Here is a 20,814-nt window from a genome sequence, read left to right on the forward strand (position 1 = left end):
ATGGGTTACTTTTATATCTTTGCAACCATTTTATTTACTGTCTATGGCCAATTGATATTGAAATGGCGGATTGAGAAATATGGCAGTCTGCCACTGGAACTGAAAGATAAAGTCGTATTCCTGTTCCAGCTTTTGCTCGACCCGTTGATTCTGTCGGGTTTTCTTTCTGCTTTCGTCGCTTCGATTTTCTGGATGGCGGCGATGACAAAATTCAATATCAGCTATGCCTATCCGTTCATGAGCCTTTCATTTGTACTGGTGTTTCTGCTATCGGTCTTTTTATTCGGAGAGCCGGTCACACCTCAAAAAGTGATCGGATTATCTTTGATTGTGCTAGGCATTATAGTAACGAGTCAATCTATTTGAGGTGTTAAGATGATTCCATTCAATAAACCATGTGTAACAGGAAACGAAAATGAATATATCCAGGAAGCAATCCATAATCTGAAACTTTCCGGCAACGGGCCATACGGCAAAAAATGTTCCAGCTGGTTAGAGTCTCATTTGGGAACGGAGAAGGTGCTTTTGACACCTTCTTGTACGCATGCCCTGGAAATGGCGGCATTACTGATCGATATCCAGGAAGGTGATGAAGTGATCATGCCTTCTTTTACATTCGTTTCTACGGCAAATGCGTTTGCTTTACGTGGGGCCCATATCAAATTCGTCGATGTTGACCCGGCTACAATGAATATGGATGCTGCCCTTGTCGAGGGAGCTGTTTCTAGTCGTACGAAGGCGATTGTTGTCGTTCACTATGCCGGGGTCGGTTGTGATATGGATGCCATCATGTCTCTCGCTGATCAGTATGAACTTTATGTGATTGAGGATGCCGCTCAAGGTCTGCTTAGTGCATATAAAGGCAAAGCATTAGGTACGATTGGTCATCTTGGTACATTCAGCTTCCATGAAACAAAAAACTATACATGCGGAGAAGGAGGGGCGTTGATTATCAATGACTCCCGTTTCATCGACCGTGCGGAAATCATCCAGGAAAAAGGGACGAATCGCTCGCAGTTCATCCAGGGCAGGGTGGACAAATATTCATGGCGGGATATTGGTTCTTCTTACCTCTTGAGTGATTTGAATGCTGCTTATTTATTAGCCCAGCTGGAAGCGGCTGACAGAATTAATAAAAACCGTCTGGAAACGTGGCAGCTCTACTGGGAAGGGCTGAAACCGCTAAAAGGGCAAAAAAAGATCGAGCTGCCATTCATCCCAAAAGACAGGGAACATAATGCCCATATGTTTTATATCAAAACCAGGGATGAAGAGGAACGTAAACGTCTGATACAATATTTGAAAGAGAATGATGTGATGGCCGTCCCTCATTATGTCCCGCTTCACTCTTCCCACGCCGGGGAGAAGTACGGAGAAATGTGCGGTCCGGACACGTATACGAGCAAAGATAGTGAACGATTATTGCGATTACCGCTTTATTATCAAATGGCAAAAGAGGATGTCAGTCATGTGGTACACCATATTCGAGCGTTTTACCAGGCATAAACTATTAATTGTCGCCTGTTTGATACTGGCAGCTTATTTGCTGCCTTATTATATTTTAGGCGAAGATACGCATATCAGAGTACACGATAATCTGGATTCGAATATAGTCTGGTATAAGCTGGTGGTTGAAAACAACCTGATTTTCGCCTCACCAAACGAAATGCTGCCGAGTATAATCAATGGGCTGCCAAGAAGCGCATTGCCTTCAGGCCTGGATGCGATGGTCTGGCTGTACGCTATATTCGAACCTTTTACCGCTTACACCATCAATCAGACCATCATGAGGGTAGTCGCTTTATTTGGCATGTATTTTCTACTGGCTTATGTTTTTGAAAAACAGACAGGTACATGGACGAATTATCAGTTGCCGATTGCTGGAGCCGCCTTGACGTTTGCGCTGCTTCCATATTGGCCATCCGGTGCCCTTTCCATGGCAGGAATGCCGCTGGCATCACTTGCGTTTTTGAAAATCCGTGAGTTCGGCAGACAAGCAAAAAAGAGATACTGGATCATGATCGGACTCATCCCGTTTCATTCCAATTTCATTCTGGCCTTTTCCTTTTTTATCTCGGTCATTGGTGTCATCTGGCTGGTGGATTGGATTCGCTATAAAAAATCCAACTGGCCATTCTTCAGTTCGATTGTAATGATGACTGGTATCTTTCTGATCAAAAATTATATGATCATTTACTCGATGTTTTTGGATGGTGAATTCGTACCACATCGAGAAGAATTCACTTTGGGAGATAAGGCTGCAGTCGGGGCGTTCCAGCTGGGAATTGAAAATTTTCTCTTTGCCCATACGCATGATGAAACATTTCATTACCGCTTCATTCTCCCGGCAGCTATGGCCGCGATTCTCATAGTTGTATGGAAAAGGAGCGCAGTGCCGAAGCTGCTCCTGACTCTGCTGGCGGCCAATTTAATCCTGTCGATCTGGTATGGCTACTGGTACTGGGAAGGATGGCGTGTACCTAAAGATACGATTTCCTTGTTGAACAATTTCAATTTCAGCCGTTATCACTTCCTTCATCCATTACTGTGGTATATTTTGTTTGGCCTTGCTATGGGGGTTATTCAAAAAAGAGTATTTTTAGGTAAATTCATTGTACTTATGCTCATTCTTGGACAGATCGCTATATTGTTTCCGCTTGCTGAAGAATTTAAGTACAAAGAGTTTGATTCTTTCACTTATAAGGAGTTTTATTCAGAAGCGCTATTTGACGATATTAAAGCATATATCGGAGAGGACCCTTCTGATTACCGGGTCGTGTCGATTGGGATGCACCCGACGATCGCTCAATACAATGGGATGTGGACATTGGATACCTATAATACCACCATCCCGCTTTCTTATAAACATGAGTGGAGGGAGGTAATAGCACCCGAGTTGGAGAAGAACGATACGCTAAGGCATTATTTTGATACATGGGGGAGCAGGCTCTATTTATTTGTCGATGAACTAGGGAAGAACTACGATTTCACCAAGGATAGTGACAAAAATATTGAAAATCTTGATATCAATACCGCTCAGCTGGAAAGCATGGGGGGAGACTATCTCTTATCAACGGTTCCTATAGAGAATCATGCAGCGAACAACCTTGTTTATGAACGATCGTTTGAAACTGAGGCTTCCCCATGGAAAATCTACTTGTATAAAATAGGCTGATCAAAAAAGCTGTATTTCTCCAACTAAAATTGGAGAAATACAGCTTTTAAGTAATTGATTATTCATAAGTTTGGGAACGTTTTTCCAATGCGTTATAAATCGTAGGCAAGAGGTTATAATAGCGGGGTTTCATGAGGAAATCATCGACATTATAATCCATCGATATCTTAATGGTATCTTCGTTCTGATGATGTAATAAAATGATGACACTTGTATCTTTGGCAATGCTGTTCAATTCTGACAGCAGAGAAAAGCAAGACTCATCAAGTAAAATGACATTGATATTATTTTCCTCTAAAAGGGATTTGACATCCGTAATTTCCATGTCATCACATTGACTATATATCCCTTCGTCATAAAACACGTGTTGGAGATGCTCCAGGTCAGACGCATCCTTGGACAGCAACAATATTCTTGGCTGCATTGTAATCCTCCTTTCATAAACCCGTTGACAACGGAATGGGTAGGGAAACTGGAAAAAACGGAGGATAGAGTTTTATCGTAACACTAGCTGTTGGTCAGCAATTCCTATGACCCTTCCTCCATGCTAACAGACATATGTCGACATTTAAACATCCCTTTGTATGATGTTATCTCCTGGCGGGGTGACTGATGCTGCTGATAATCTTTAAAATATTCACGTGGGAGCCTGCTACAAGTTTCCGTACTGGCTTGAGGTGAAGCGATTTTGTCACCATGTCGATCTGATTATTAGTCAATCCCTCTAATTTCCTTCTGAGGGTTAAAGAGTCATGATAATTTTTATACAGAATTTGGACTTTGTCCTCATAATTACTTTCTCCGCAGATATCTTCGGCAGCATAGATGCCCGACAGAATAGAAGTGAATTGCCCAAACCCCAGGAAGGGATTGATGACACCCAGGCAATTTCCCACAAAAAATGTATTTCCGATTCGTGGGTATTTATTTTTACCCACTACATAATTATCAAGGGAAAACTCTTTTCTAATGGATAATTCCTGTCCTAAAGTATGAGAAGATTTTTGGAGAATCTTTTTCCAAAGATTATTTTTGTCGATGGTCCGGTTTTCCTTGTACTGCGGATAGACCACTACCAGATTCCCTTCCGCATTAGAAAAAGGGAGGAAATAGGCCATCCCTTTCGGCACAAGTTCGTTATCGTACCAAGTATGGGCTTCATTATGAATAAAATCACCTTTTATGGTCGCCCCTTTGAAAGATGCTTTGAATGCTGTATCAAAAGACTGGATGTTCTGCGTGTCGATCGGATCCCCGGTTGCTAACACGACATGCGTATATTTTTTGGAAATATCCTCATAACGAACTTGTTTTTTTAAATGGATGGGACTTTTCACTTGTTCAGCTAACTGCTTTTCGTAAGCTTCAGGATCCTTACCCCGTTTGTTAATATAACCTAAGTGCCCCTCTAAGTAGGAGGACTCATTTAGTGAGTGGATGTAAATTTTTTGAATGTTTGTCGTCGGTTTCAAATGAATATTGTGATTTTCGGATAAGTATTTGATGGCGTCATCTATAGGGGTATGCAGAATTGGTGACATGGCTTCTCCCACAACAGGACGGTCGCCGACCTTTTTTCTTTTCTCAAAAATATCCGCCTGATAGCCATACTTTTCTAATGTGATCGCGCATGACAGCCCTGCTAAACCTGCACCGATAATGGCGATTTTCATACATACGTCCTCCTTACCATCATTTTCTGCCCCATCGTATGGTTTTATACGCCAAACATAATTGCAGTTAATGTGCAGAAACTAAAAACGAAGGAGGTTTGAATATGAAAAGACATAGTAAGCATGAAAACCAGTCAGCAGGATATAAAAAAGAGGACCAATTTTCTCAAGGCCTGGCAATTACACATGAGCAGGCAACCGATACCTTGACAGAAGGCACAATTGATGGACAGATCGACCAGGTAGATGAAGAGGGAAAGCTACTCAGTCATGAAGGTGAAGACTTAACAAGGGTGGCACAGCGATATGGGAAGAAAAAATAAAATCCTCGTTCCGGAAGCACGTGAAGGTCTTGATCAATTGAAAGAAAAGTTATTGAATGAGCGCTATGGAACGAATGATAAATATGAAATAGCAAAAGAACAAGGAGTACAGGTATCAGAGGGGTACAACGGAGACATCAAAGCTAAAGATGCTGGAAGGATGGGCGGATCTATCGGTGGAAGTATGGTAAGAGAGCTGGTCAGAATGGCTGAACAACAGATGGGGGATTAGAAAAACTTGGCTTGTCGCCGATTTCTTATGGCGAAAGCCTTAGTTTTCCTTATACTTTAATCCTTTAACAAAGTCAAAATCTCTTATAGTAAAATAAAGAACAGCACAAATGAATCTGTGCTGTTCCTTTACATAGTCGATTATGGCTGCATTGATTGGATTTTCGCTTCATTACGTGCGATTTTTTCTTCCCAGTCATTCGTATAGATGCTTAGTATATCGTTGATTTTATCAATTAACCCGAGCCTCACTAGGCCGTTTCCTTCAGCCTGTTTCGTATAACCGAGCGGCATGGTCCGTTTGATTAACTGGGCATAAAGCTCAGCTTCTGTTAATTTACGTTTGAACTGTGATTCGGCTAAATTGATCAACAAGGCCAGTGCACCGGAAACGTGGGGAGTGGCCATGGATGTGCCGCTCAATCGAGCATATTCCCCATTTAAATAAGTGGAAAGAATATTAACTCCAGGAGCTACCAAATCAACTTCATTGTTGGTATTGGTGAAATCCGCTAACTTTCTCTCAAAGTTGATTGCGCCGACCTGAATGACTTCATTATAAGCACCTGGGTAGCCGAATTCATCGGTATCTTCCCGGCCATCACCTGAATTGCCGGCAGCGCAAACGACGGCAATATCCTGATTGACTGCCTGCTTGATCACCTCGTGCAATTCCGGTATGTCACTTGGTCCCCCTAAGGACATGGACATGACCCGGACACGCTCGCCATTCGGTCCTTCCCAGTTAGTGGCGTATTCAATTGCATCGATAATCCAATCCATCCGTCCCCTTCCGCTGCCGGTCAATACTTTCAATATCAGAAGGTCCGACTGGGGGGCGACACCAACGACACCTGACCCGTTTTCCGTTGCGGCGATTGTTCCGGCAACATGCGTGCCATGGCCGTTGTTATCCGAAAAGTTATCCTTATCACCATCAAAATCAGTAGTGAAGTTTCTGCCAGCAATAATTCTATCTTTCAACTCAGGATGATCCGGCTGGCAACCGGTGTCAATGACTGCAATAACATTTCCTTTTCCCTGCTCAGTTTGCTCCCAAAGAAGAGGTGCCTCAATCATTTCCACCCCTTCCGGTACATTTGATGACATCGGGAGAATCTCTTCTACTTGAAAGGGAATCAGTTTAAGCTCGTCCATTTCTCATCCTCCTTCGACTTACATGTTTAGAATATTCTTACAATTAAATTTTATCAAAGCTGACTTATATTTTGAATGGGTCAAATATCCCTCGTTTTAGGTATTTACACATGGAAAGTGAATTCTTACAGTAAAATAATAGGTTTGACTTTCGTTAATTGGAGGAAGGATTTATACTAGAGAATGAGACCGGAATAAAACGTCCTGTCTTTAAAAAGGGAATGAATGATATGGATAAACAATCACTGCAAGCAGAAATCGCCAGTTATACAGGCAGACTATTGCGGGATAATTTTGGCAAGGGACCATCCTCAGTATATGTGTCGATTGAAGAGCCATATATCACCATCTATTTGCGCGAATTTTTAGCACCGATGGAACGGGTATTGGTCAGCCAGAAAAACGATATGAAAGTCGAAGAAACAAGGGACTTGCTGATGGAAGAACTACTTCCCGATATACGGGCCACTCTAAGAGTAATGACCGGACTGGACGTGGAAGACATTTTTTATGACTGGTCGCTTAATAATCGTTCTGGTGTTTTCTTAGGGGTAATAGCCAAAGAGAAACAAGAAGAAGAGATTCATCTGGCTGATTATCCAGATAAGAAAAAAATCCATGAAGAGATAATCCGTGTGAGTGAGCAGGCAGAAAAAGCTCCAACTAAAGTCGATTCGTTCATGTTGAATGAGCGGACTTTAATGGTTGTCCGTGATGGTATATTAGTACGGATTGAAAAAGAACTGATACGTTCTGGCTTTGGTGAAACATTGAAGCTCACGAAGCGAAAGCTGGAAAAAGGACTGTTAAGCCAATCTTATTGTGAAAACATTCTCGATACACAAGTCATCGATGTATTTGTGGATTGGGATTTTAATGAAGATAAAAGTTACATCATTTTTATTTTAAAACCGAAGAAGCCAGGTGGAAATGAGTTGGATAATTAGAGCCAGACATAAGCCGGAAAAGGGTCGTACCTTTTTCGGCTTTTTTTATTATTTCAAATCGGAATGAAAGAAAGGGGTATCTATGAAATATATTGTAGTAGCAGAAGATTCTAATCAATTAAGAGTAGAATTTGCGCAACAAAAAGAGGCGGTTATTTTTTCGAGTTATGAAGAGGCACAAGCGTTCATTAAGAGTGTCCATGAAGAAAATGTCCTTCCAGATAAATATAAGTTGAGAATTGAATCCTTCGATAAAACAGCAGAACAGTTGAATCAGCAAGATCAAGAATAGCCAAATTGGTAAAACAGCTTTTTCCAATTAATCCCGCAGTATGTCTGCGGGGTCCACGGGCGTCTCCCTCGCTCCTTTCCTGCATAATTACCCCCTTTTTGTCCTGTTCCCCGTCTTTCGACTATCGTTTAATAAGTTGACATATGTGCTATATAAATGACAGGAGGTTTTTTTATGAAACACATCGTCTTTTATGATGCACAATGTCCACTTTGCTTTAACCTTAAGCGTGTCCTGCGGAAGCTCGATTGGTTTAATAAAATTAAATGGATATCCGTTCAGGAAGCTGAAAGAAGCGAAGGTTTCCGATATTTAGATGGGAAAGACGTCTATGATGAAATCTATATGAAGACTTCGGATGGCAGGCTGTTGGCAGGTTTTTATACGATCAGACGGCTGCTTGTTTCACTGCCGCTGACTTTTTATGCGGGCCTGCTAATGTATCTGCCATTTGTAAGCCGCTTCGGTTCACCACTGTATAAATGGGTATCAAAGAATCGTTATGACTGGTTTGGGAGATATGATCAGCCAAGAGAGTGATGATTATTGTGTATTTGCTTCTTTTCTCTCCCCGTTAAATTCAAGCTGTGTTCCAAGAGTAATTTGAAAGTTTTTGATGGTCCCCAGTGGAAGCTCCAATGTTGAAACAGCTTCTTTCACTGGTTTGATAATTTCTCTGGGCTTCACATTGGGAAACGCTCTAACTACTTCCTGCTGTTCGTTTAAGAAAACGACATCAATGGCAAAATTCATAAAATACATATGGATGCTGTTACAGGGATTAATCCATAACCCTTCATTGTGGAGTGGGGTGCGGCGAAACATCAACCCTCTCAATCGCTTATAAAAAGTATTTGCCCGCTTAATGTCATGAGGAATATGAACAGTTTTTCCGTTCACTATATTCATCCTTTCTTTCTTTAATTGCGATCTTTTGTTCATTATATAAAACTAATTGTTCTTTTTAAAGAATGAAATTGTGCGAAAAATCAAGCAAAAGAGAGGAATAAAAAGCATTATCTTTGTTCTATATAAAGAACAACAGAAAATGAGGGTTTCCAGCGATGTGTTGTTCGTTATATGATGTATTCAAGTTCTACATATAGAACGAAAGAACAACAAAATTTAGAGGAGGAATCATTAATGAACACATTGACAAGATTATGGAAAGAAGAAGAAGGACAAGCACTTTCGGAATATGGTTTGATTATTGGGTTGATTGCTATAGTTTGTATAGCGGCTATGGGATGGGTAGCTGGCGGTATTCAAAATCTATTTGGCCGAGTAGCTAATGAACTAACTCCTTAATCTACTAAAGTTTTATTTTCGCCCTGCTTTTCACTTTGAAAAGCAGGGTGTTTTATAAGAAAGGAGAACTAAACATGGAAAATATGATTCTTATCTTGATACTAATAATATCTATATACACTGATATTCGTTCACGTAGAATATTTAACATTGTTACAGTACCTGCTGTATTAGCGGGACTATTTTATCACATAGGGGTAGATGGGGGAAGTGGATTCTTCTTTAGCAGTCTGGGGTTTTTCGTTGGGTTAGCTCTATTATTTATTCCTTTTGCTATGGGCGGAATAGGGGCTGGAGATGTAAAACTGTTGGCAGCTATAGGAGCATTAAAAGGTACTTCTTTTGTTTTCTATACTTTTTTATATGGAGCCATTATAGGGGGGCTTATGGCATTATTTATTTTAGTTAAAAGAAAACATTTCAAGGGTTTTGTTTACCGAATGGCATCGTCACTAATCCTTTTGAAAAGTGAAGCGGGCAGTCTGGATATCAGAAAAGATGATCTTGCTCCTTCGTTACCGTATGGGGTGGCTATCGCGTTAGGAGCAGTTTGTACATATTTCTTGGAGGGCGTTTAGAATGAAGTCTAATAAAGGCCAGGCATTAGTAGAAATGGCACTGGTACTTCCTATTTTGTTAATGTTGTTGTTTGGGATAGTTGATTTCGGCAGGATATTTCATGCTTATTTAACCATTGATCATGTAGGTCGTGAAGCTGCAAGGCTCGCTACTGTTCAACAATATGAGGATGGGGAAATTAAGTCTCGAACGTTATCCTCTGCAGTTGGTCTTAATCTTACTGAAGATGATATAAATATTAATCCTAACGGGAAAGCGAATCGTTCCAGTGGTGATGATGTAATTGTTACTGTTACATATAAAATTGGATTTATCACTCCATTAGTCAATACATTCATTTCCTCATTGACATTAACTGATAAGACAGTGATGAGGGTGGAATGAGATGAAGAAAATAGTGAACCTTTTTGTTCGTTATAAAGAAGAGGAAAGTGGTAATGCTTTGATATTGGTTGCATTATCAATGGTAATGATTTGCGGGTTTGTCGCTTTAGTGATTGATGGAGGGAGTCTGTTTTTTGAAAAAAGCAAACTGCAGAAAAGCCTCGATGCTGCAGTACTGGCTGGGGCACAAAAGCTTCAGACAAGTCAATTCCAAGCAGAAGCAGTGGCAATAGAGGTAGCTCAGAAAAATGGCATTACTCTGAATGGTAGTGATATTGAAACTGGTAATGATTATATCCAGGTTACAAAATCGGTAACAAAAAATCTTAGCTTTGCCACTGTTTTAGGAATACCTAGTGCTGATGTAGCAGCTTTGGCTAAAGCGAAGGTTGGCGGGAAACTCCAGAGAAGAGAAGGTATTGTACCAGTTGGGATAGAAAGTGAAGAATTTTCTACGGAAGCACCTTACACGATGCATTTTCAGCCAAGTAACAAAGAGAATGAACCGGTAAGTGGTAACTTTGGCTTTTTGGATATTGATACCAATAATCAGTCTACCTTAAGAGATGGCATACAGGATGGGGTGGAAATGAAAATATCAGAAGAAATGCACGAATGGACGAATACAGGTCTGAAGTGGGGGCAGGTAGACCAAGGCTTCCAACATAGAATTAATGAAGATGCCGATGAAGGAAGGAACTATTGTTCTAGTTATGAATCAGCCGATGATTCTTGTGAACGTGTTGTAATTGTTCCTATTGTAGAAAGTTATGAAGGTTCTAATGGTAAAACCCTTGTAAAAATAATTGGTTTTGCATCCTTTTGGATTCAATCGGTCGAACAACATGAAGTCGTAGGTCGTTTCATTAATACCGTCACCTTTGGTGAGTTCAGCGATGTAGATGATGAATCTACTTATGGAATTTCCGGTGTCAAGCTTGTCCAATAGTTTAATTGAAGAGAAGGGGATATCATGAAAACAAAAAAATTATGGATTTGGTCGCTGCTGTTCGGCATTATAGCCACCGCTGTCTTTTATGGACTGCTTAATGCCGAGGAAGAAACCTCTGCAAGCACCGGAACGGAAGAGATTGCGGATGGTAAAGAAGACGAGCAGGAAGACAAAAAGCAAGAGCTGGAAGAATCAGTGGCAGAAGGTGAAACTGTTAATAAAATGCTCTCTGTGGAAAAAGGAAAGCGGGCGATGACCGTGCAAATTGAAGAGCCGCAGGGAGTGGCCGGTTTCATTGAAGCAGGAGATCATGTCGATGTTGTAGCGATCCTTACCGCTCCTGAAGAAGCGAAAGATGACCAGCATGATGCTGGGACATTGATTTTACAAAACGTGCAAGTTCTGGCGGTTGGTCACTCCGCTGATACAGATGAAGAGAAAGCCCGTTACCAGATGGTTACACTTTCTGTTACTCCAAAAGAAGGGCTGACGCTAGGGTTCGCAACCAAGTATCAACTCTATCTCATGTTAAGAAGTGAGGGCGACGATAAAGTGGAACCGAAAAACACCCATATCCATGAGGATAATCTGCACAAGGGAGTGTTCAAATGATGAAATGGATTGCTGTTTCGGAAGGTGTTGGGGATACGCAAAAAATCAAGGATCTTTTTCAAGAGGCAGGTATCCAGGTGACGTGGCTTTCAAGACTGGATCAGGTTTCCGTTGACTTAGGAGATACGGATATTTTAATAGTGTCTGCTGAAGCAAATTCGGACATTTATAGCTATTGCCGTCAGGTCACATGGTCCAATCCTGATGTATCTATCATTCTACTTTCCGAGGAAACGGAAGTAGATTTGCAAAGTGCCATCCGTGCCGGTGTCTTTGATGTAATGCATATGACGGAAGAGAAAGAGCAGCTGCTTGGTGTGCTGGATGAAATTGAAGACCGTCTCAATGTGATGCAGAGAAAGCTGGCTCCCAAAGCTGCAGATGAGGATAAGCGTGCAAGAGTGATGACGACATGCAGTACCAAAGGAGGTGTAGGGAAAACGACGTTTACGGTAAACATGACCGCCTCACTTGCTAAACAAGGAAGAAAAGTACTAGTCATTGACCTGGATTTACAGTTCGGAGATGTTGCCATGTTCTTTGACACGAAACCGAAGAAAACCATTTATGAATGGGTGAAAGAAGAACGTTCCCAAATGAAACTGGCTTCCTGTGTTGAATCGTTCAACGAGCAGATTGACATTTTATCGGCGCCTATCCGTCCGGAATTTGCAGAAGTGATTACAGACGAGCATATCAAGCAGCTGATTAAACTGGCGAAACCTTTATATGACGTTATTTTAATTGACACAGCTCCATATATGGATGAAGTAGTACTGACTGCCCTGGAAGAATCGGATGATATTTTCCTGGTTACATTGCTGGACCTCCCGACGTTACGAAATAATAAAACTTTCCTGGAAACACTACAGACACTGAATCTGCAGGGAAAAGTGAAGGTGGTCCTGAACAGGAATTCGAAAAAACGTGGCCTCACGGAAAAGACTGCTGAGGAAGTATTAGGGATGCCGATTGAAATTAAAGTTCCTGATACCGAAAAAATCGTCGTCTCATCGGTAAATGTCGGGGCACCATTTGTCCTCTCCCATCCACGAGCGAAGGTATCGAAAGTGCTGCTCAAGCTGGGACATTCGATGTTTGACCAGGGAGATACAAAAGCTAAAAAGAAATTGCAGCTGAATAAAAAAGCTTCCGTAGCGGGGAGGCCGGTATAATGTCACTGTTAAAAAGGCTGGGAAAAGAAGAACTGCTGGCGGAGAGTAAAACGGAACCGAAACACACCTTCCATCTTAATAGGAAAGTAGAGGGAACAGGCGTGGAGGATAAGCTCCACAACTATTTGATAGAGGAAATGAAAAAGTATGAAAAACAAGAGGAAGTGGATTACGACAAAATTATTGAAAGTAAAGCCGAAGAGTTTTTTCAGCGTGACGGCTCGCGTCTGACTTTCGAAACCAAACAACAGATCCTGACAAACACGAAGCATGAACTAACCGGGTATGGACCGATTACACCACTGCTGGCTGATCCTGATATTACAGAAGTAATGGTAAACGGCCTGCAGGGGGTCTATTATGAGTCAAAAGGAAAAATTATAAAAACGGATATTACCTTCAAAGACGACAACCATATTCTGCGCGTCATTGAAAAAATCGTTCATCCTTTAGGAAGAAGGATCGATGAAAGCTCGCCGATGGTCGATGCCCGGCTTCCTGATGGCTCTCGTGTCAATGCTATCATTCCGCCGCTGGCTATCAACGGGCCGACATTGACAATCCGTAAGTTTTCCGACACACCTTTCACGATTAAAGACCTGATATATTTTCAGACGATCAGTAAAGATATGGCTGCTTTTATTGAAGCGTGTGTCGTTTCCAAACTGAACGTATTCATCAGCGGGGGAACGGGCTCAGGAAAGACTTCTACCTTAAACGTATTGTCTTCGTTCATACCGCAGGGGGAGCGGATTGTTACGATCGAGGATGCCGCGGAACTCAAACTATCGCAATCCCATGTGGTGTCCTTAGAGGCACGTCCGCCTAATATCGAAGGAGAAGGAGCCATTACCATCAGGGATCTGGTGCGGAACTCACTGCGGATGCGGCCGGACCGGATCATTATCGGGGAGGTGCGCAGTGCCGAAGCCTTGGATATGCTTCAGGCAATGAATACGGGCCATGAGGGGAGTCTTGGCACTGGTCACGCTAACTCGCCTCGGGATCTCCTCGCACGTCTGGAAACGATGGTATTAATGGCAGGCTTTGACTTACCGATCCGGGCAATCCGGGAACAGATTGCGAATGCGCTCGATATCATCATCCATCAGACGCGAATGAAAGATGGAAGCAGGAAAATCACTCACATCTCTGAAGTGCTGGGGTTGGAAGGGGACACCATCGTCCTCCAGGATTTGTTTGTCTTTAAGGAGACAGGGATGACCAATGATGGAAGAATGCAAGGGAAATATCAATCGACCGGCATCCGTCCGCATTGTGCCGATCGTTTGGAAATGAACGGATTCACGATTCCCTCTTCCTGGTATATGGAGGAGTGGGAAGTATGAACACGCCTGCTATCTATTTATTGGGAAGTTTTTTTCTGGCAGCGGTGTTCGTGTTTTACTGGGCAGCCGTATTCATTGTTAAGAAAAATAAGTATGATAAGCGGTTGGAAAAATATTCGCTGAAAGAGAGGCCGGCAGAGAAAACGAAAAAGAAAGCAAAGCAACCGGAAAAGAAAGCACAATCATCCTTTATAAAAACGATGGGAAGTAAATTGGATGGGCTTGCTGCTTCGAAAAAGTGGGGAAGGAAGCTTACACAGGCGAACTCCCGAATGTCACCAGGGGACTTTTTGTTATACCGAATAGTCGGGTTGACAGTTGTTGGTATTCTTCCTTATCTGTATGGTTGGCACTACCTTTTGATTATCCCTGGTGCGTTCCTCGGTTACTGGCTGCCGGTTGTCCACCTCAACATGAAAATCGAAAAGCGTCTGACACGTGGCACCCATCAGCTGGCAGAAGCGTTAGGCACAATGGGAAACTCGATGCGAGCGGGTTTCAGTTTTATGCAGTCGATGAAATTAGTCTCTGAAGAGTATCCTGACCCGATCGGTCCCGAATTTAAAAAGACATTGCAGGACATCAAATATGGTATTCCTGTCGAGGATGCATTCATGCGGATGCTGAAGCGGCTGCCTGACAAAGAACTGGAAATGACGGTGAAAGCAATGCTGATTCAGCGTTCCAGTGGCGGAAACCTTGCCACCCTTCTGGAAACTATCCAGGAAACGGTTAGTGGGCGAATAAGGATCAAAGATGAAATCAAGACGCTGACTGCACAAGGGAAGATGTCCTCCTGGATTATTACCGGCCTTCCGATTGGGCTTGCGCTTTATCTCCATTTTGCAAATCCGGAATATTTCAGCTTATTGATTGAGCATCCGTTAGGAAAAGTAATGATGGCAATGGGCGGACTCGGTATTATAATGGGCTGGATATTCCTCCGAAAAATTGTCAGGATCGAGGTGTAGTGATGGATCAGCTGTTTTTTTACTTTTTCCTTCTCCTGTCGATTACTATGCTGATGCAAGCTTTATTGCAATTAGCATTTAGACACCAGCTCATTATGGAAAAACGAGTTGCGGATTACGTAGGTACTACAGAGGTAAAAATGAAAAAGAAGGCAAAGCGTTCAAGCGACAAACTTTTCCTTATCAAGAGGCTTGATTCTGTTATTCATAAAATGAAAGCTGCCATCGAAAGAAGATTGAGTCTGGAAAGCACCAATGAATTAGAACGGAAGCTGAGGGATGCCGGGGTTTCCTACAGTTGGACTCCGATCGATTTTCGACTGCTGCAGCTCTTGATTGGGGCCATTCTTTTCATGGCAGCATTCCTCCTGTTTAGCAAGACAGCGGAAAATAATCTGTCTTTGTTTCTATTATCAGGGGCATTAGGGGGGCTTGGCTACTATTACCCTTTGTTTTATTTGGGTTCGCGAAAGAAACGAAGGGCAGCTTTGATTGAAAAAAAGATGGCTGACTTTTTCGACATGGTGAACCTGTCGGTAGAGGCTGGCCTTGGTCTCGATGCAGCGATTGTCCGTGTATGTAAAAATACGAATGGACCATTGTCTGAAGAGTTCACACGAGCCATTGAGGAAATGAAATTAGGAAAGTCCAGGCGAGAGGCTTTCATCAACCTGAGGAATCGCATACCATTGGATGCTTTTCAGAGCATGATGACTTCTTTGATCCAGGCTGATCAGCTGGGGATAGGAATGGCTAAAGTTCTCCGTGCTTTGACGGTGCGGGTGCGTGAACATCAACGCCAGTCGGCAAGAGAAAAGGCGATGAAAGCTCCCGTCAAAATGATATTCCCTATGCTATTTTTCATCTTCCCCTCTATTTTTATCGTATTATTAGGGCCCCTCGTCATCTATCTCATTCAATTTGGTTTATAATGGCAGACCCATTAAAGGAGAAGGAGTCATGGAAGGAAATCGGATCAGAAAGATAAGGAAGGAACGAAAATTATCCATAAATGAATTAAGCACCCGAACGGGCATCTCAAAATCTTATTTAAGTCTTCTGGAACGAGGGATTCACAATAACCCAAGCCTGGAAGTACTGAATAAAATAGCGAATGTACTACAAGTAAATATCGACATTCTGATTGGGGAAGAAGAGGCTGCTGAAGAAAAACATGTTGTCAGCATTGAGATCAAATTATTAGAAAAAGATATAAATTCGCAAAGCCTTAACCAGTTGAAAGATATGTTGGATCACTTCGGGAAGGACTAAGTATATTTGGCTTGGCGAATCGTTAAGTACTCCTATACTTTACTCCTATTACAAAGTTAACAAGTACAAGTAAAGGCTGACCCTGGGAGAAATTCTTAGGGTCAGCCTTGTTTTGCATGCAAGCTGGCAATGTTTTTTAGGGGAAGGTTCTTTTTGTCGTACCGATCAGCTGGTACTGAACTTCGGTGCGCCTTCACGGACAGCGATGAATTCCGGACGTTCTTTACCGCCGGAGAATGGTTCTACTAATTGGTTTTCGACACTGTTGTAAACCATGAACAGATTGTTTCGGCTGTACGGAGTGATATTCCCGTTAGAGCCGTGCATCGTGTTACTTTCGAAAAGGGTGATAGAGCCGGCTTTTCCGGTCGGTACGGAAATACCGCCGCCCTGCTCAGCAAGCCATCTCAAACTATCATGATCCGGCACACCAAGTTTCTGCTTTTTCAAAGACTCTTTGTAGTTGTCATCTGGTGTTTCACCTACACAACTGACATAGTAGTTTTGGGACCCTGGTATAAGCATCAAAGGCCCGTTGAACGTATAGTTATCGGACAATGCGATAGACAAACTGACAGCGCGCATGCGTGGCATGCCGTCTTCCACGTGCCATGTTTCAAAGTCAGAGTGCCAGTCGAATTCCTTACCTGTAAAGCCAGGCTTATAGTTGATACGGGACTGATGGATATAGACGTCGCTTCCGAGCAGATGGTTGACTATGTCTAGAATGCGTTGGTCGTAAGCTACTTTTTTGAAATACTCGTCATCCTGATGGACGTGGAATATGGATCTGATTTCATCACTTTCTGGTTCGCGAATTACTTTGTCTGAAGTGACGTCCTTACTGTCATCCTGCAGTTCGAATATCCCCTTTTGAAGCTCAGATACTTCATCATCCGAGAAGAAATTCTCAATCTGTAAAAAACCGTTTCTCTCATAAGAATCAAGTTGTTCCTTTGAAAGCGGGGCTTGATCATCTTTAGAACGATCGGTGTGGATGACTGGATCTTTCCGTTTCAAAATTTCAGGCTGATTATTTTTTCTTGAAGGATAAAGATCTTCCATTCTTAACACTCCTTGTTTCAAAAATTCCATCAATCATAGTTGTGAATGTGTCTGATATTGACTGACTGCCAGCTTGCATTTATTTAAGAAGGAACCTTCCATCGTACGGGGAATTTACCCATCAAAATTATCAATTAAACACCTAAAATTCAAATTTTTTGTAATAAAAAGAAAACGGAAGCTTAGAAGCAATAAAGGTAGCAACAAAGGGGTAGCTTTAATAGAAAAGCTGTCAAAACCATACAGGATTCGTCATCGAAGTTAGAAATTTTAACAAACAAGCCTATTAATAGGATATGACAAATTCTTTACAAAGGCGTTTTTAACAAGAACAATGCGGGTAAACGAATACTAAGAAAATAGAGCTTTGTATGGAGGAAATAGTATGAGTCTTAAAGAACAGCTATTGGAAAAAGGTTATAACAACATAGATATAATGGTCATCGATGAAAAGAATAACCAATCGACAATCCCGGATCTTACTCTTCATAAGATCAATAATCTCGAGTATAAGCTGTATCTCGATCCTGGATCTGTAGAGTTGAATTTGGATGAAGAGCATCCTTATTTTACGGCACGCCAGAAGAGTGAAGATGGAGGGGATGTTGGGATTAAAGGATTTATCCTGGAATGGTAATCGCAGAAGTATAATGATAAAAAATGCGCAGGTTCCTTACTTAAAGAGACCTGCGCATTTTTTGTGTGAGAATAAAAAGGTTGACACATTTTCCATCTACACCGTATACTCTATATTAAACATTAATTCCGACTATTTTCATTGGAATAATCATATAAGGGTGTGCAACGGATGTTTTTACAAATGAACGAGGTCGCAAAAAGGTTTGATGCCCATGAAGTCTTTTCTGGTATCAATCTATCTATCGAAAAAAATCAATTTGTCTCTATCCTCGGGCCATCAGGGTGTGGGAAGTCAACTTTACTTTCCATGGTCGCGGGACTGGAGGATGTGACAGAAGGTACGCTCAGTCTTGGGGGAGAGAAAATCCTTCAGCCTGGAACTGACAGAGGCATGGTTTTCCAACAGCCGGCTCTGTTTCCCTGGCTTACGGTGAAAGATAATGTAACTTTTCCGCTTAAAGCTGATCACTCCAAACGGGAGAAGGAGCAACTCGCTGCTAAGTACTTAAAAATGGTACATCTGACCCGCTTCAAGGATGCTTATCCTCACGAGTTATCCGGAGGAATGCAGCAGCGTGTCGCTATTGCAAGGGCGCTTGCAATGGATCCGAAAGTGTTATTGATGGATGAACCATTCGGAGCACTGGACGAACAGACGAGACATATCCTGCATGATGAACTGATGAAAATTTTTGATGAAACGAAAAAGACGATTTTGTTTGTTACTCACAGCATTCAAGAAGCCATCAAGCTTTCGGATCGTGTCATCGTCATGGGAACCCGTCCAGGCAGGATCATAGCTGATTTTCCAATTGATATGGATCGTCCGAGAGAACGTGACGATAAAAAAGTGATTGAAATGGAAAAAAATATTATGGCTCTGTTAGAAGATGAAATCAAAAAAGTGATGAAGGAAGAATTGGATTATGAAGCCAAGCATTTGGGTTAAACGAATTGTATTCATTATCGTTTTATTAGCTATTTGGCAAGGGGTTTACATGTCAGGCTATTTTCCGGCTATTCAGTTCCCCCCACCGACGAAGGTTTTTCAAGCATTAATTGATGGATTTGCTGATGGCACGTTAGTAGGAGCCTTACTGGCAAGTTTCAAACATTTGTTGATTGGACTTGCGCTTGCTATCACCCTTGGAACGTTGATCGGAGTCCTGCTTGGAAAATCACGTCAGGCGGATGAAACCGCCGGGATGTATTTAATCGCAATGCAAAGTATTCCAAGTATCGTATGGGTGCCACTTGCAATCATGCTGATTGGTTTGAATGAAACAGCAGTCATATTTGTCGTCGTATTAGGTGGAACATTTGTAATGGCATTGAATGTCAGGACCGCCATTCACAGTGTGCCCCCTGAATTCATCAAAGCAGCAAGAACTATGGGATCCAAAGGTCTCCCTTTATTTTTTAAGGTGGAAGTGCCTGCAAGTCTTCCCTATTACATGAGTGGTATCCGCTTAGCGTGGGCATTCAGCTGGAGGGCGTTGATGGCAGGTGAATTACTCAGTAATGGACCTGGTCTTGGATATTCACTAAGGTTCGCGATGGATTTCGCCCAGATGGAATTAGTCATTGGAATCATCATTATCGTTGGTGTCATCGGATCGGTAGTCGATCAGCTGGTTTTCTCTAAATTAGAGAAAAAAGTGATGAGACGATGGGGATTATTAAAATAATTGAAGAGGTGAAGGAATATGAAAAAGTGGTTGTCTTTGTTTTCAGTCGTCGTATTAGGATTGCTTTTGGCCGCTTGCGGCTCGAGTGAATCAGCATCAGGTAGCAGTAACGGGGATAAAATAGTTATCGGTTATTTTCCGAACATCAACCATGTAGCAGGAATGGTAGCTGAAGAAAAGGAATTGTATGAAAAAAAATTACCTGATGGTACAAAAGTCGAATATAAGTACTTCCCGGATGGATCTGCTTTCATGACCGCTTTGGAAACCGGTGAAATACAGGGAGGACTCGTAGGGCCTGGTCCTGCGATGAACCATTATATGAGCGGGGCGAAAATCAACATCGTTGCTGCTGGCTCTACAGGAGGTACCGTCATCATGGCACGTAATGGTTCTGGCATTGATTCACCAGAGCAGTTGAAAAACACAACATTTGCTTCTCCGCGTGTCGGTTGTACCCATGATGTCCAATTTGAAGCGCTGATGATGCGTGAATATGGGCTTAAATCCGACCGGCTTAAAGGTGAAATGAAACATGTTACCGGCAAACCAGCCACGTATTCCCAATTGTTTGCAAGTAAACGCATTGACGCAGCGACCGTTCCAGAACCATGGGCATCAAAGATAGAGGAAGAAGGACATGGCAAGGTTTTGATTGATACCGATGAAGTGGCATTCGGTGAAACATTACCGGCTGCTGTATTCGTTACTTCCAAGGAGTTAGTCGAAAATGACTCGGAGCTGGTACAAAATCTGGTCGATGCCCATAAAGAAGCTACTACGTTCATTCAAGATAATCCAGAAAAAGCAAAAGAAATTGCTGCTAATAAAATCAAGGATATCACCGATCAAGAATTATCAAAATCAGTAATTGACAGCTCCTGGGAACGCATCGATTTCACATACAATGTGAAGCTGGAAGACCTCCAATCATTTGCAAATGCTTCTTATGAGTTGGAATTCTTAAAAGAAAAGCCTGATTTAAAAGGCTTAGTCGATACAACATTTATTGAAGAATAAA

Annotated in this window: 27 protein-coding genes; 22 read left to right on the forward strand and 5 right to left on the reverse strand. The window is 42.1% G+C overall.

Features of this window, described 5'->3' with window-relative positions:
- From P855_RS0118605 to P855_RS0118615, 3 genes are read left to right on the forward strand one after another with little or no spacing between them, the layout of a single operon-like run.
- Complete coding sequence (locus tag P855_RS0118605) at nucleotides 1-366, forward strand: EamA family transporter (RefSeq protein WP_028784971.1); 366 nt, start codon at nucleotides 1-3, stop codon at nucleotides 364-366.
- A 9-nt stretch (nucleotides 367-375) separates the two neighbouring features.
- Nucleotides 376-1,506 carry a dTDP-4-amino-4,6-dideoxygalactose transaminase gene (gene rffA / locus P855_RS0118610; RefSeq protein WP_028784972.1) on the forward strand — a complete coding sequence of 377 codons (1,131 nt, stop codon included), beginning with the start codon at nucleotides 376-378 and terminating at the stop codon, nucleotides 1,504-1,506.
- Nucleotides 1,469-3,175, forward strand: coding sequence for a DUF6044 family protein (locus P855_RS0118615; protein WP_051353318.1), 1,707 nt, complete (start codon nucleotides 1,469-1,471; stop codon nucleotides 3,173-3,175). The genes rffA and P855_RS0118615 overlap by 38 nt, the downstream gene beginning before the upstream one ends.
- Before the next feature lie 58 nt (nucleotides 3,176-3,233).
- On the opposite strand, the gene P855_RS0118620 is transcribed toward P855_RS0118615, so the two are convergent.
- Both P855_RS0118620 and P855_RS0118625 read right to left on the reverse strand, forming a co-directional pair.
- Nucleotides 3,234-3,599: a response regulator transcription factor gene (locus tag P855_RS0118620; RefSeq protein ID WP_028784974.1), complete on the reverse strand. Its 366-nt coding sequence runs from the start codon at nucleotides 3,597-3,599 to the stop codon at nucleotides 3,234-3,236.
- Nucleotides 3,600-3,765: 166 nt separating this feature from the next.
- Complete coding sequence (locus P855_RS0118625; protein WP_028784975.1) at nucleotides 3,766-4,848, reverse strand: NAD(P)/FAD-dependent oxidoreductase; 1,083 nt, start codon at nucleotides 4,846-4,848, stop codon at nucleotides 3,766-3,768.
- A 104-nt stretch (nucleotides 4,849-4,952) separates the two neighbouring features.
- On the opposite strand from P855_RS0118625, the gene P855_RS21340 reads away from it, so the two are divergent.
- Both P855_RS21340 and P855_RS0118635 read left to right on the forward strand, forming a co-directional pair.
- Nucleotides 4,953-5,171: a YozQ family protein gene (locus tag P855_RS21340; protein ID WP_037986487.1), complete on the forward strand. Its 219-nt coding sequence runs from the start codon at nucleotides 4,953-4,955 to the stop codon at nucleotides 5,169-5,171.
- The gene (locus tag P855_RS0118635; protein ID WP_028784976.1) at nucleotides 5,155-5,403 is read left to right on the forward strand and encodes an alpha/beta-type small acid-soluble spore protein; all 249 of its coding nucleotides are present in this window, start codon (nucleotides 5,155-5,157) and stop codon (nucleotides 5,401-5,403) included. Before P855_RS21340 ends, P855_RS0118635 begins: the two co-directional genes overlap by 17 nt.
- Nucleotides 5,404-5,543: 140 nt before the next feature.
- Here the strand turns inward: P855_RS0118635 and P855_RS21345 are convergent, their stop codons facing one another.
- Nucleotides 5,544-6,560: a S8 family peptidase gene (locus P855_RS21345; RefSeq protein ID WP_051353319.1), complete on the reverse strand. Its 1,017-nt coding sequence runs from the start codon at nucleotides 6,558-6,560 to the stop codon at nucleotides 5,544-5,546.
- 230 nt (nucleotides 6,561-6,790) lie between these two features.
- Between P855_RS21345 and P855_RS0118645 the strand changes: the two genes are divergently transcribed.
- The 3 genes from P855_RS0118645 (at nucleotide 6,791) to P855_RS0118655 (ending at nucleotide 8,339) form a co-directional block, all read left to right on the forward strand.
- On the forward strand, nucleotides 6,791-7,507 hold the full coding sequence (locus tag P855_RS0118645) for a Na-translocating system protein MpsC family protein (protein ID WP_028784977.1): 717 nt from the start codon (nucleotides 6,791-6,793) through the stop codon (nucleotides 7,505-7,507).
- An 82-nt stretch (nucleotides 7,508-7,589) separates the two neighbouring features.
- The gene (locus tag P855_RS0118650) at nucleotides 7,590-7,799 is read left to right on the forward strand and encodes a hypothetical protein (RefSeq protein WP_028784978.1); all 210 of its coding nucleotides are present in this window, start codon (nucleotides 7,590-7,592) and stop codon (nucleotides 7,797-7,799) included.
- Between the two features lie 174 nt (nucleotides 7,800-7,973).
- Nucleotides 7,974-8,339, forward strand: coding sequence for a thiol-disulfide oxidoreductase DCC family protein (locus tag P855_RS0118655; protein ID WP_028784979.1), 366 nt, complete (start codon nucleotides 7,974-7,976; stop codon nucleotides 8,337-8,339).
- 3 nt (nucleotides 8,340-8,342) lie between these two features.
- Here P855_RS0118655 and P855_RS21350 read toward each other — a convergent pair whose 3' ends face one another.
- Complete coding sequence (locus P855_RS21350) at nucleotides 8,343-8,699, reverse strand: DUF192 domain-containing protein (protein ID WP_051353320.1); 357 nt, start codon at nucleotides 8,697-8,699, stop codon at nucleotides 8,343-8,345.
- A 243-nt stretch (nucleotides 8,700-8,942) separates the two neighbouring features.
- Here P855_RS21350 and P855_RS0118665 point away from each other — a divergent pair, with 243 nt between their 5' ends.
- From P855_RS0118665 to P855_RS0118710, 10 genes are all read left to right on the forward strand, one after another.
- Nucleotides 8,943-9,107 (forward strand): Flp family type IVb pilin, encoded by a 165-nt coding sequence (locus P855_RS0118665; RefSeq protein ID WP_028784981.1) that lies wholly within the window; start codon nucleotides 8,943-8,945, stop codon nucleotides 9,105-9,107.
- 74 nt (nucleotides 9,108-9,181) lie between these two features.
- Complete coding sequence (locus tag P855_RS0118670; protein WP_028784982.1) at nucleotides 9,182-9,685, forward strand: A24 family peptidase; 504 nt, start codon at nucleotides 9,182-9,184, stop codon at nucleotides 9,683-9,685.
- A gap of 1 nt (nucleotide 9,686) precedes the next feature.
- Nucleotides 9,687-10,070 carry a TadE/TadG family type IV pilus assembly protein gene (locus P855_RS21355; protein WP_037986493.1) on the forward strand — a complete coding sequence of 128 codons (384 nt, stop codon included), beginning with the start codon at nucleotides 9,687-9,689 and terminating at the stop codon, nucleotides 10,068-10,070.
- Between the two features lies 1 nt (nucleotide 10,071).
- Nucleotides 10,072-11,019, forward strand: coding sequence for a TadE/TadG family type IV pilus assembly protein (locus P855_RS0118680; RefSeq protein WP_028784983.1), 948 nt, complete (start codon nucleotides 10,072-10,074; stop codon nucleotides 11,017-11,019).
- A gap of 24 nt (nucleotides 11,020-11,043) precedes the next feature.
- Nucleotides 11,044-11,634, forward strand: a complete 591-nt coding sequence (gene cpaB, locus P855_RS21615; protein WP_051353321.1) for a Flp pilus assembly protein CpaB — start codon at nucleotides 11,044-11,046, stop codon at nucleotides 11,632-11,634.
- Nucleotides 11,631-12,809, forward strand: a complete 1,179-nt coding sequence (locus tag P855_RS0118690; protein ID WP_028784984.1) for an AAA family ATPase — start codon at nucleotides 11,631-11,633, stop codon at nucleotides 12,807-12,809. Before cpaB ends, P855_RS0118690 begins: the two co-directional genes overlap by 4 nt.
- Complete coding sequence (locus tag P855_RS0118695) at nucleotides 12,809-14,158, forward strand: CpaF family protein (protein WP_028784985.1); 1,350 nt, start codon at nucleotides 12,809-12,811, stop codon at nucleotides 14,156-14,158. The genes P855_RS0118690 and P855_RS0118695 overlap by 1 nt, the downstream gene beginning before the upstream one ends.
- Nucleotides 14,155-15,129 (forward strand): type II secretion system F family protein, encoded by a 975-nt coding sequence (locus P855_RS21365; protein WP_051353322.1) that lies wholly within the window; start codon nucleotides 14,155-14,157, stop codon nucleotides 15,127-15,129. The genes P855_RS0118695 and P855_RS21365 overlap by 4 nt, the downstream gene beginning before the upstream one ends.
- A gap of 2 nt (nucleotides 15,130-15,131) precedes the next feature.
- Nucleotides 15,132-16,061: a type II secretion system F family protein gene (locus P855_RS21370; RefSeq protein WP_051353323.1), complete on the forward strand. Its 930-nt coding sequence runs from the start codon at nucleotides 15,132-15,134 to the stop codon at nucleotides 16,059-16,061.
- A 28-nt stretch (nucleotides 16,062-16,089) separates the two neighbouring features.
- Complete coding sequence (locus P855_RS0118710; RefSeq protein ID WP_028784986.1) at nucleotides 16,090-16,401, forward strand: helix-turn-helix domain-containing protein; 312 nt, start codon at nucleotides 16,090-16,092, stop codon at nucleotides 16,399-16,401.
- A gap of 165 nt (nucleotides 16,402-16,566) precedes the next feature.
- Here P855_RS0118710 and thpD read toward each other — a convergent pair whose 3' ends face one another.
- Nucleotides 16,567-17,466, reverse strand: a complete 900-nt coding sequence (thpD, locus tag P855_RS0118715) for an ectoine hydroxylase (RefSeq protein ID WP_028784987.1) — start codon at nucleotides 17,464-17,466, stop codon at nucleotides 16,567-16,569.
- Between the two features lie 385 nt (nucleotides 17,467-17,851).
- Between thpD and P855_RS0118720 the strand changes: the two genes are divergently transcribed.
- The 4 genes from P855_RS0118720 to P855_RS0118735 all read left to right on the forward strand — a co-directional run bounded on the left by P855_RS0118720 (nucleotide 17,852) and on the right by P855_RS0118735 (nucleotide 20,813).
- Complete coding sequence (locus tag P855_RS0118720) at nucleotides 17,852-18,103, forward strand: hypothetical protein (protein ID WP_028784988.1); 252 nt, start codon at nucleotides 17,852-17,854, stop codon at nucleotides 18,101-18,103.
- Between the two features lie 171 nt (nucleotides 18,104-18,274).
- Entirely contained in the window at nucleotides 18,275-19,054 is a 780-nt protein-coding gene (locus tag P855_RS0118725) for an ABC transporter ATP-binding protein (RefSeq protein ID WP_028784989.1), read from the forward strand.
- Nucleotides 19,032-19,793, forward strand: a complete 762-nt coding sequence (locus P855_RS0118730; protein ID WP_028784990.1) for an ABC transporter permease — start codon at nucleotides 19,032-19,034, stop codon at nucleotides 19,791-19,793. The genes P855_RS0118725 and P855_RS0118730 overlap by 23 nt, the downstream gene beginning before the upstream one ends.
- 18 nt (nucleotides 19,794-19,811) lie before the next feature.
- Entirely contained in the window at nucleotides 19,812-20,813 is a 1,002-nt protein-coding gene (locus tag P855_RS0118735; RefSeq protein WP_028784991.1) for an aliphatic sulfonate ABC transporter substrate-binding protein, read from the forward strand.
- Nucleotide 20,814 lies beyond the last annotated feature (1 nt).

It is taken from the genome of Thalassobacillus devorans MSP14, assembly GCF_000496835.1.
Classification (GTDB): Bacteria; Bacillota; Bacilli; order Bacillales; family Halobacillaceae; genus Thalassobacillus; species Thalassobacillus devorans_B.

Coding starts and splice junctions, on each gene's coding strand:
- P855_RS0118605 (WP_028784971.1), top strand. CDS start 1: ATGGGTTACTTTTATATCTTTGCAACCATTTTATTTACTGTCTATGGC.
- rffA (WP_028784972.1), top strand. CDS start 376: ATGATTCCATTCAATAAACCATGTGTAACAGGAAACGAAAATGAATAT.
- P855_RS0118615 (WP_051353318.1), top strand. CDS start 1,469: ATGTGGTACACCATATTCGAGCGTTTTACCAGGCATAAACTATTAATT.
- P855_RS0118620 (WP_028784974.1), bottom strand. CDS start 3,599: ATGCAGCCAAGAATATTGTTGCTGTCCAAGGATGCGTCTGACCTGGAG.
- P855_RS0118625 (WP_028784975.1), bottom strand. CDS start 4,848: ATGAAAATCGCCATTATCGGTGCAGGTTTAGCAGGGCTGTCATGCGCG.
- P855_RS21340 (WP_037986487.1), top strand. CDS start 4,953: ATGAAAAGACATAGTAAGCATGAAAACCAGTCAGCAGGATATAAAAAA.
- P855_RS0118635 (WP_028784976.1), top strand. CDS start 5,155: ATGGGAAGAAAAAATAAAATCCTCGTTCCGGAAGCACGTGAAGGTCTT.
- P855_RS21345 (WP_051353319.1), bottom strand. CDS start 6,560: ATGGACGAGCTTAAACTGATTCCCTTTCAAGTAGAAGAGATTCTCCCG.
- P855_RS0118645 (WP_028784977.1), top strand. CDS start 6,791: ATGGATAAACAATCACTGCAAGCAGAAATCGCCAGTTATACAGGCAGA.
- P855_RS0118650 (WP_028784978.1), top strand. CDS start 7,590: ATGAAATATATTGTAGTAGCAGAAGATTCTAATCAATTAAGAGTAGAA.
- P855_RS0118655 (WP_028784979.1), top strand. CDS start 7,974: ATGAAACACATCGTCTTTTATGATGCACAATGTCCACTTTGCTTTAAC.
- P855_RS0118665 (WP_028784981.1), top strand. CDS start 8,943: ATGAACACATTGACAAGATTATGGAAAGAAGAAGAAGGACAAGCACTT.
- P855_RS0118670 (WP_028784982.1), top strand. CDS start 9,182: ATGGAAAATATGATTCTTATCTTGATACTAATAATATCTATATACACT.
- P855_RS21355 (WP_037986493.1), top strand. CDS start 9,687: ATGAAGTCTAATAAAGGCCAGGCATTAGTAGAAATGGCACTGGTACTT.
- P855_RS0118680 (WP_028784983.1), top strand. CDS start 10,072: ATGAAGAAAATAGTGAACCTTTTTGTTCGTTATAAAGAAGAGGAAAGT.
- cpaB (WP_051353321.1), top strand. CDS start 11,044: ATGAAAACAAAAAAATTATGGATTTGGTCGCTGCTGTTCGGCATTATA.
- P855_RS0118690 (WP_028784984.1), top strand. CDS start 11,631: ATGATGAAATGGATTGCTGTTTCGGAAGGTGTTGGGGATACGCAAAAA.
- P855_RS0118695 (WP_028784985.1), top strand. CDS start 12,809: ATGTCACTGTTAAAAAGGCTGGGAAAAGAAGAACTGCTGGCGGAGAGT.
- P855_RS21365 (WP_051353322.1), top strand. CDS start 14,155: ATGAACACGCCTGCTATCTATTTATTGGGAAGTTTTTTTCTGGCAGCG.
- P855_RS21370 (WP_051353323.1), top strand. CDS start 15,132: ATGGATCAGCTGTTTTTTTACTTTTTCCTTCTCCTGTCGATTACTATG.
- P855_RS0118710 (WP_028784986.1), top strand. CDS start 16,090: ATGGAAGGAAATCGGATCAGAAAGATAAGGAAGGAACGAAAATTATCC.
- thpD (WP_028784987.1), bottom strand. CDS start 17,466: ATGGAAGATCTTTATCCTTCAAGAAAAAATAATCAGCCTGAAATTTTG.
- P855_RS0118720 (WP_028784988.1), top strand. CDS start 17,852: ATGAGTCTTAAAGAACAGCTATTGGAAAAAGGTTATAACAACATAGAT.
- P855_RS0118725 (WP_028784989.1), top strand. CDS start 18,275: ATGTTTTTACAAATGAACGAGGTCGCAAAAAGGTTTGATGCCCATGAA.
- P855_RS0118730 (WP_028784990.1), top strand. CDS start 19,032: ATGAAGCCAAGCATTTGGGTTAAACGAATTGTATTCATTATCGTTTTA.
- P855_RS0118735 (WP_028784991.1), top strand. CDS start 19,812: ATGAAAAAGTGGTTGTCTTTGTTTTCAGTCGTCGTATTAGGATTGCTT.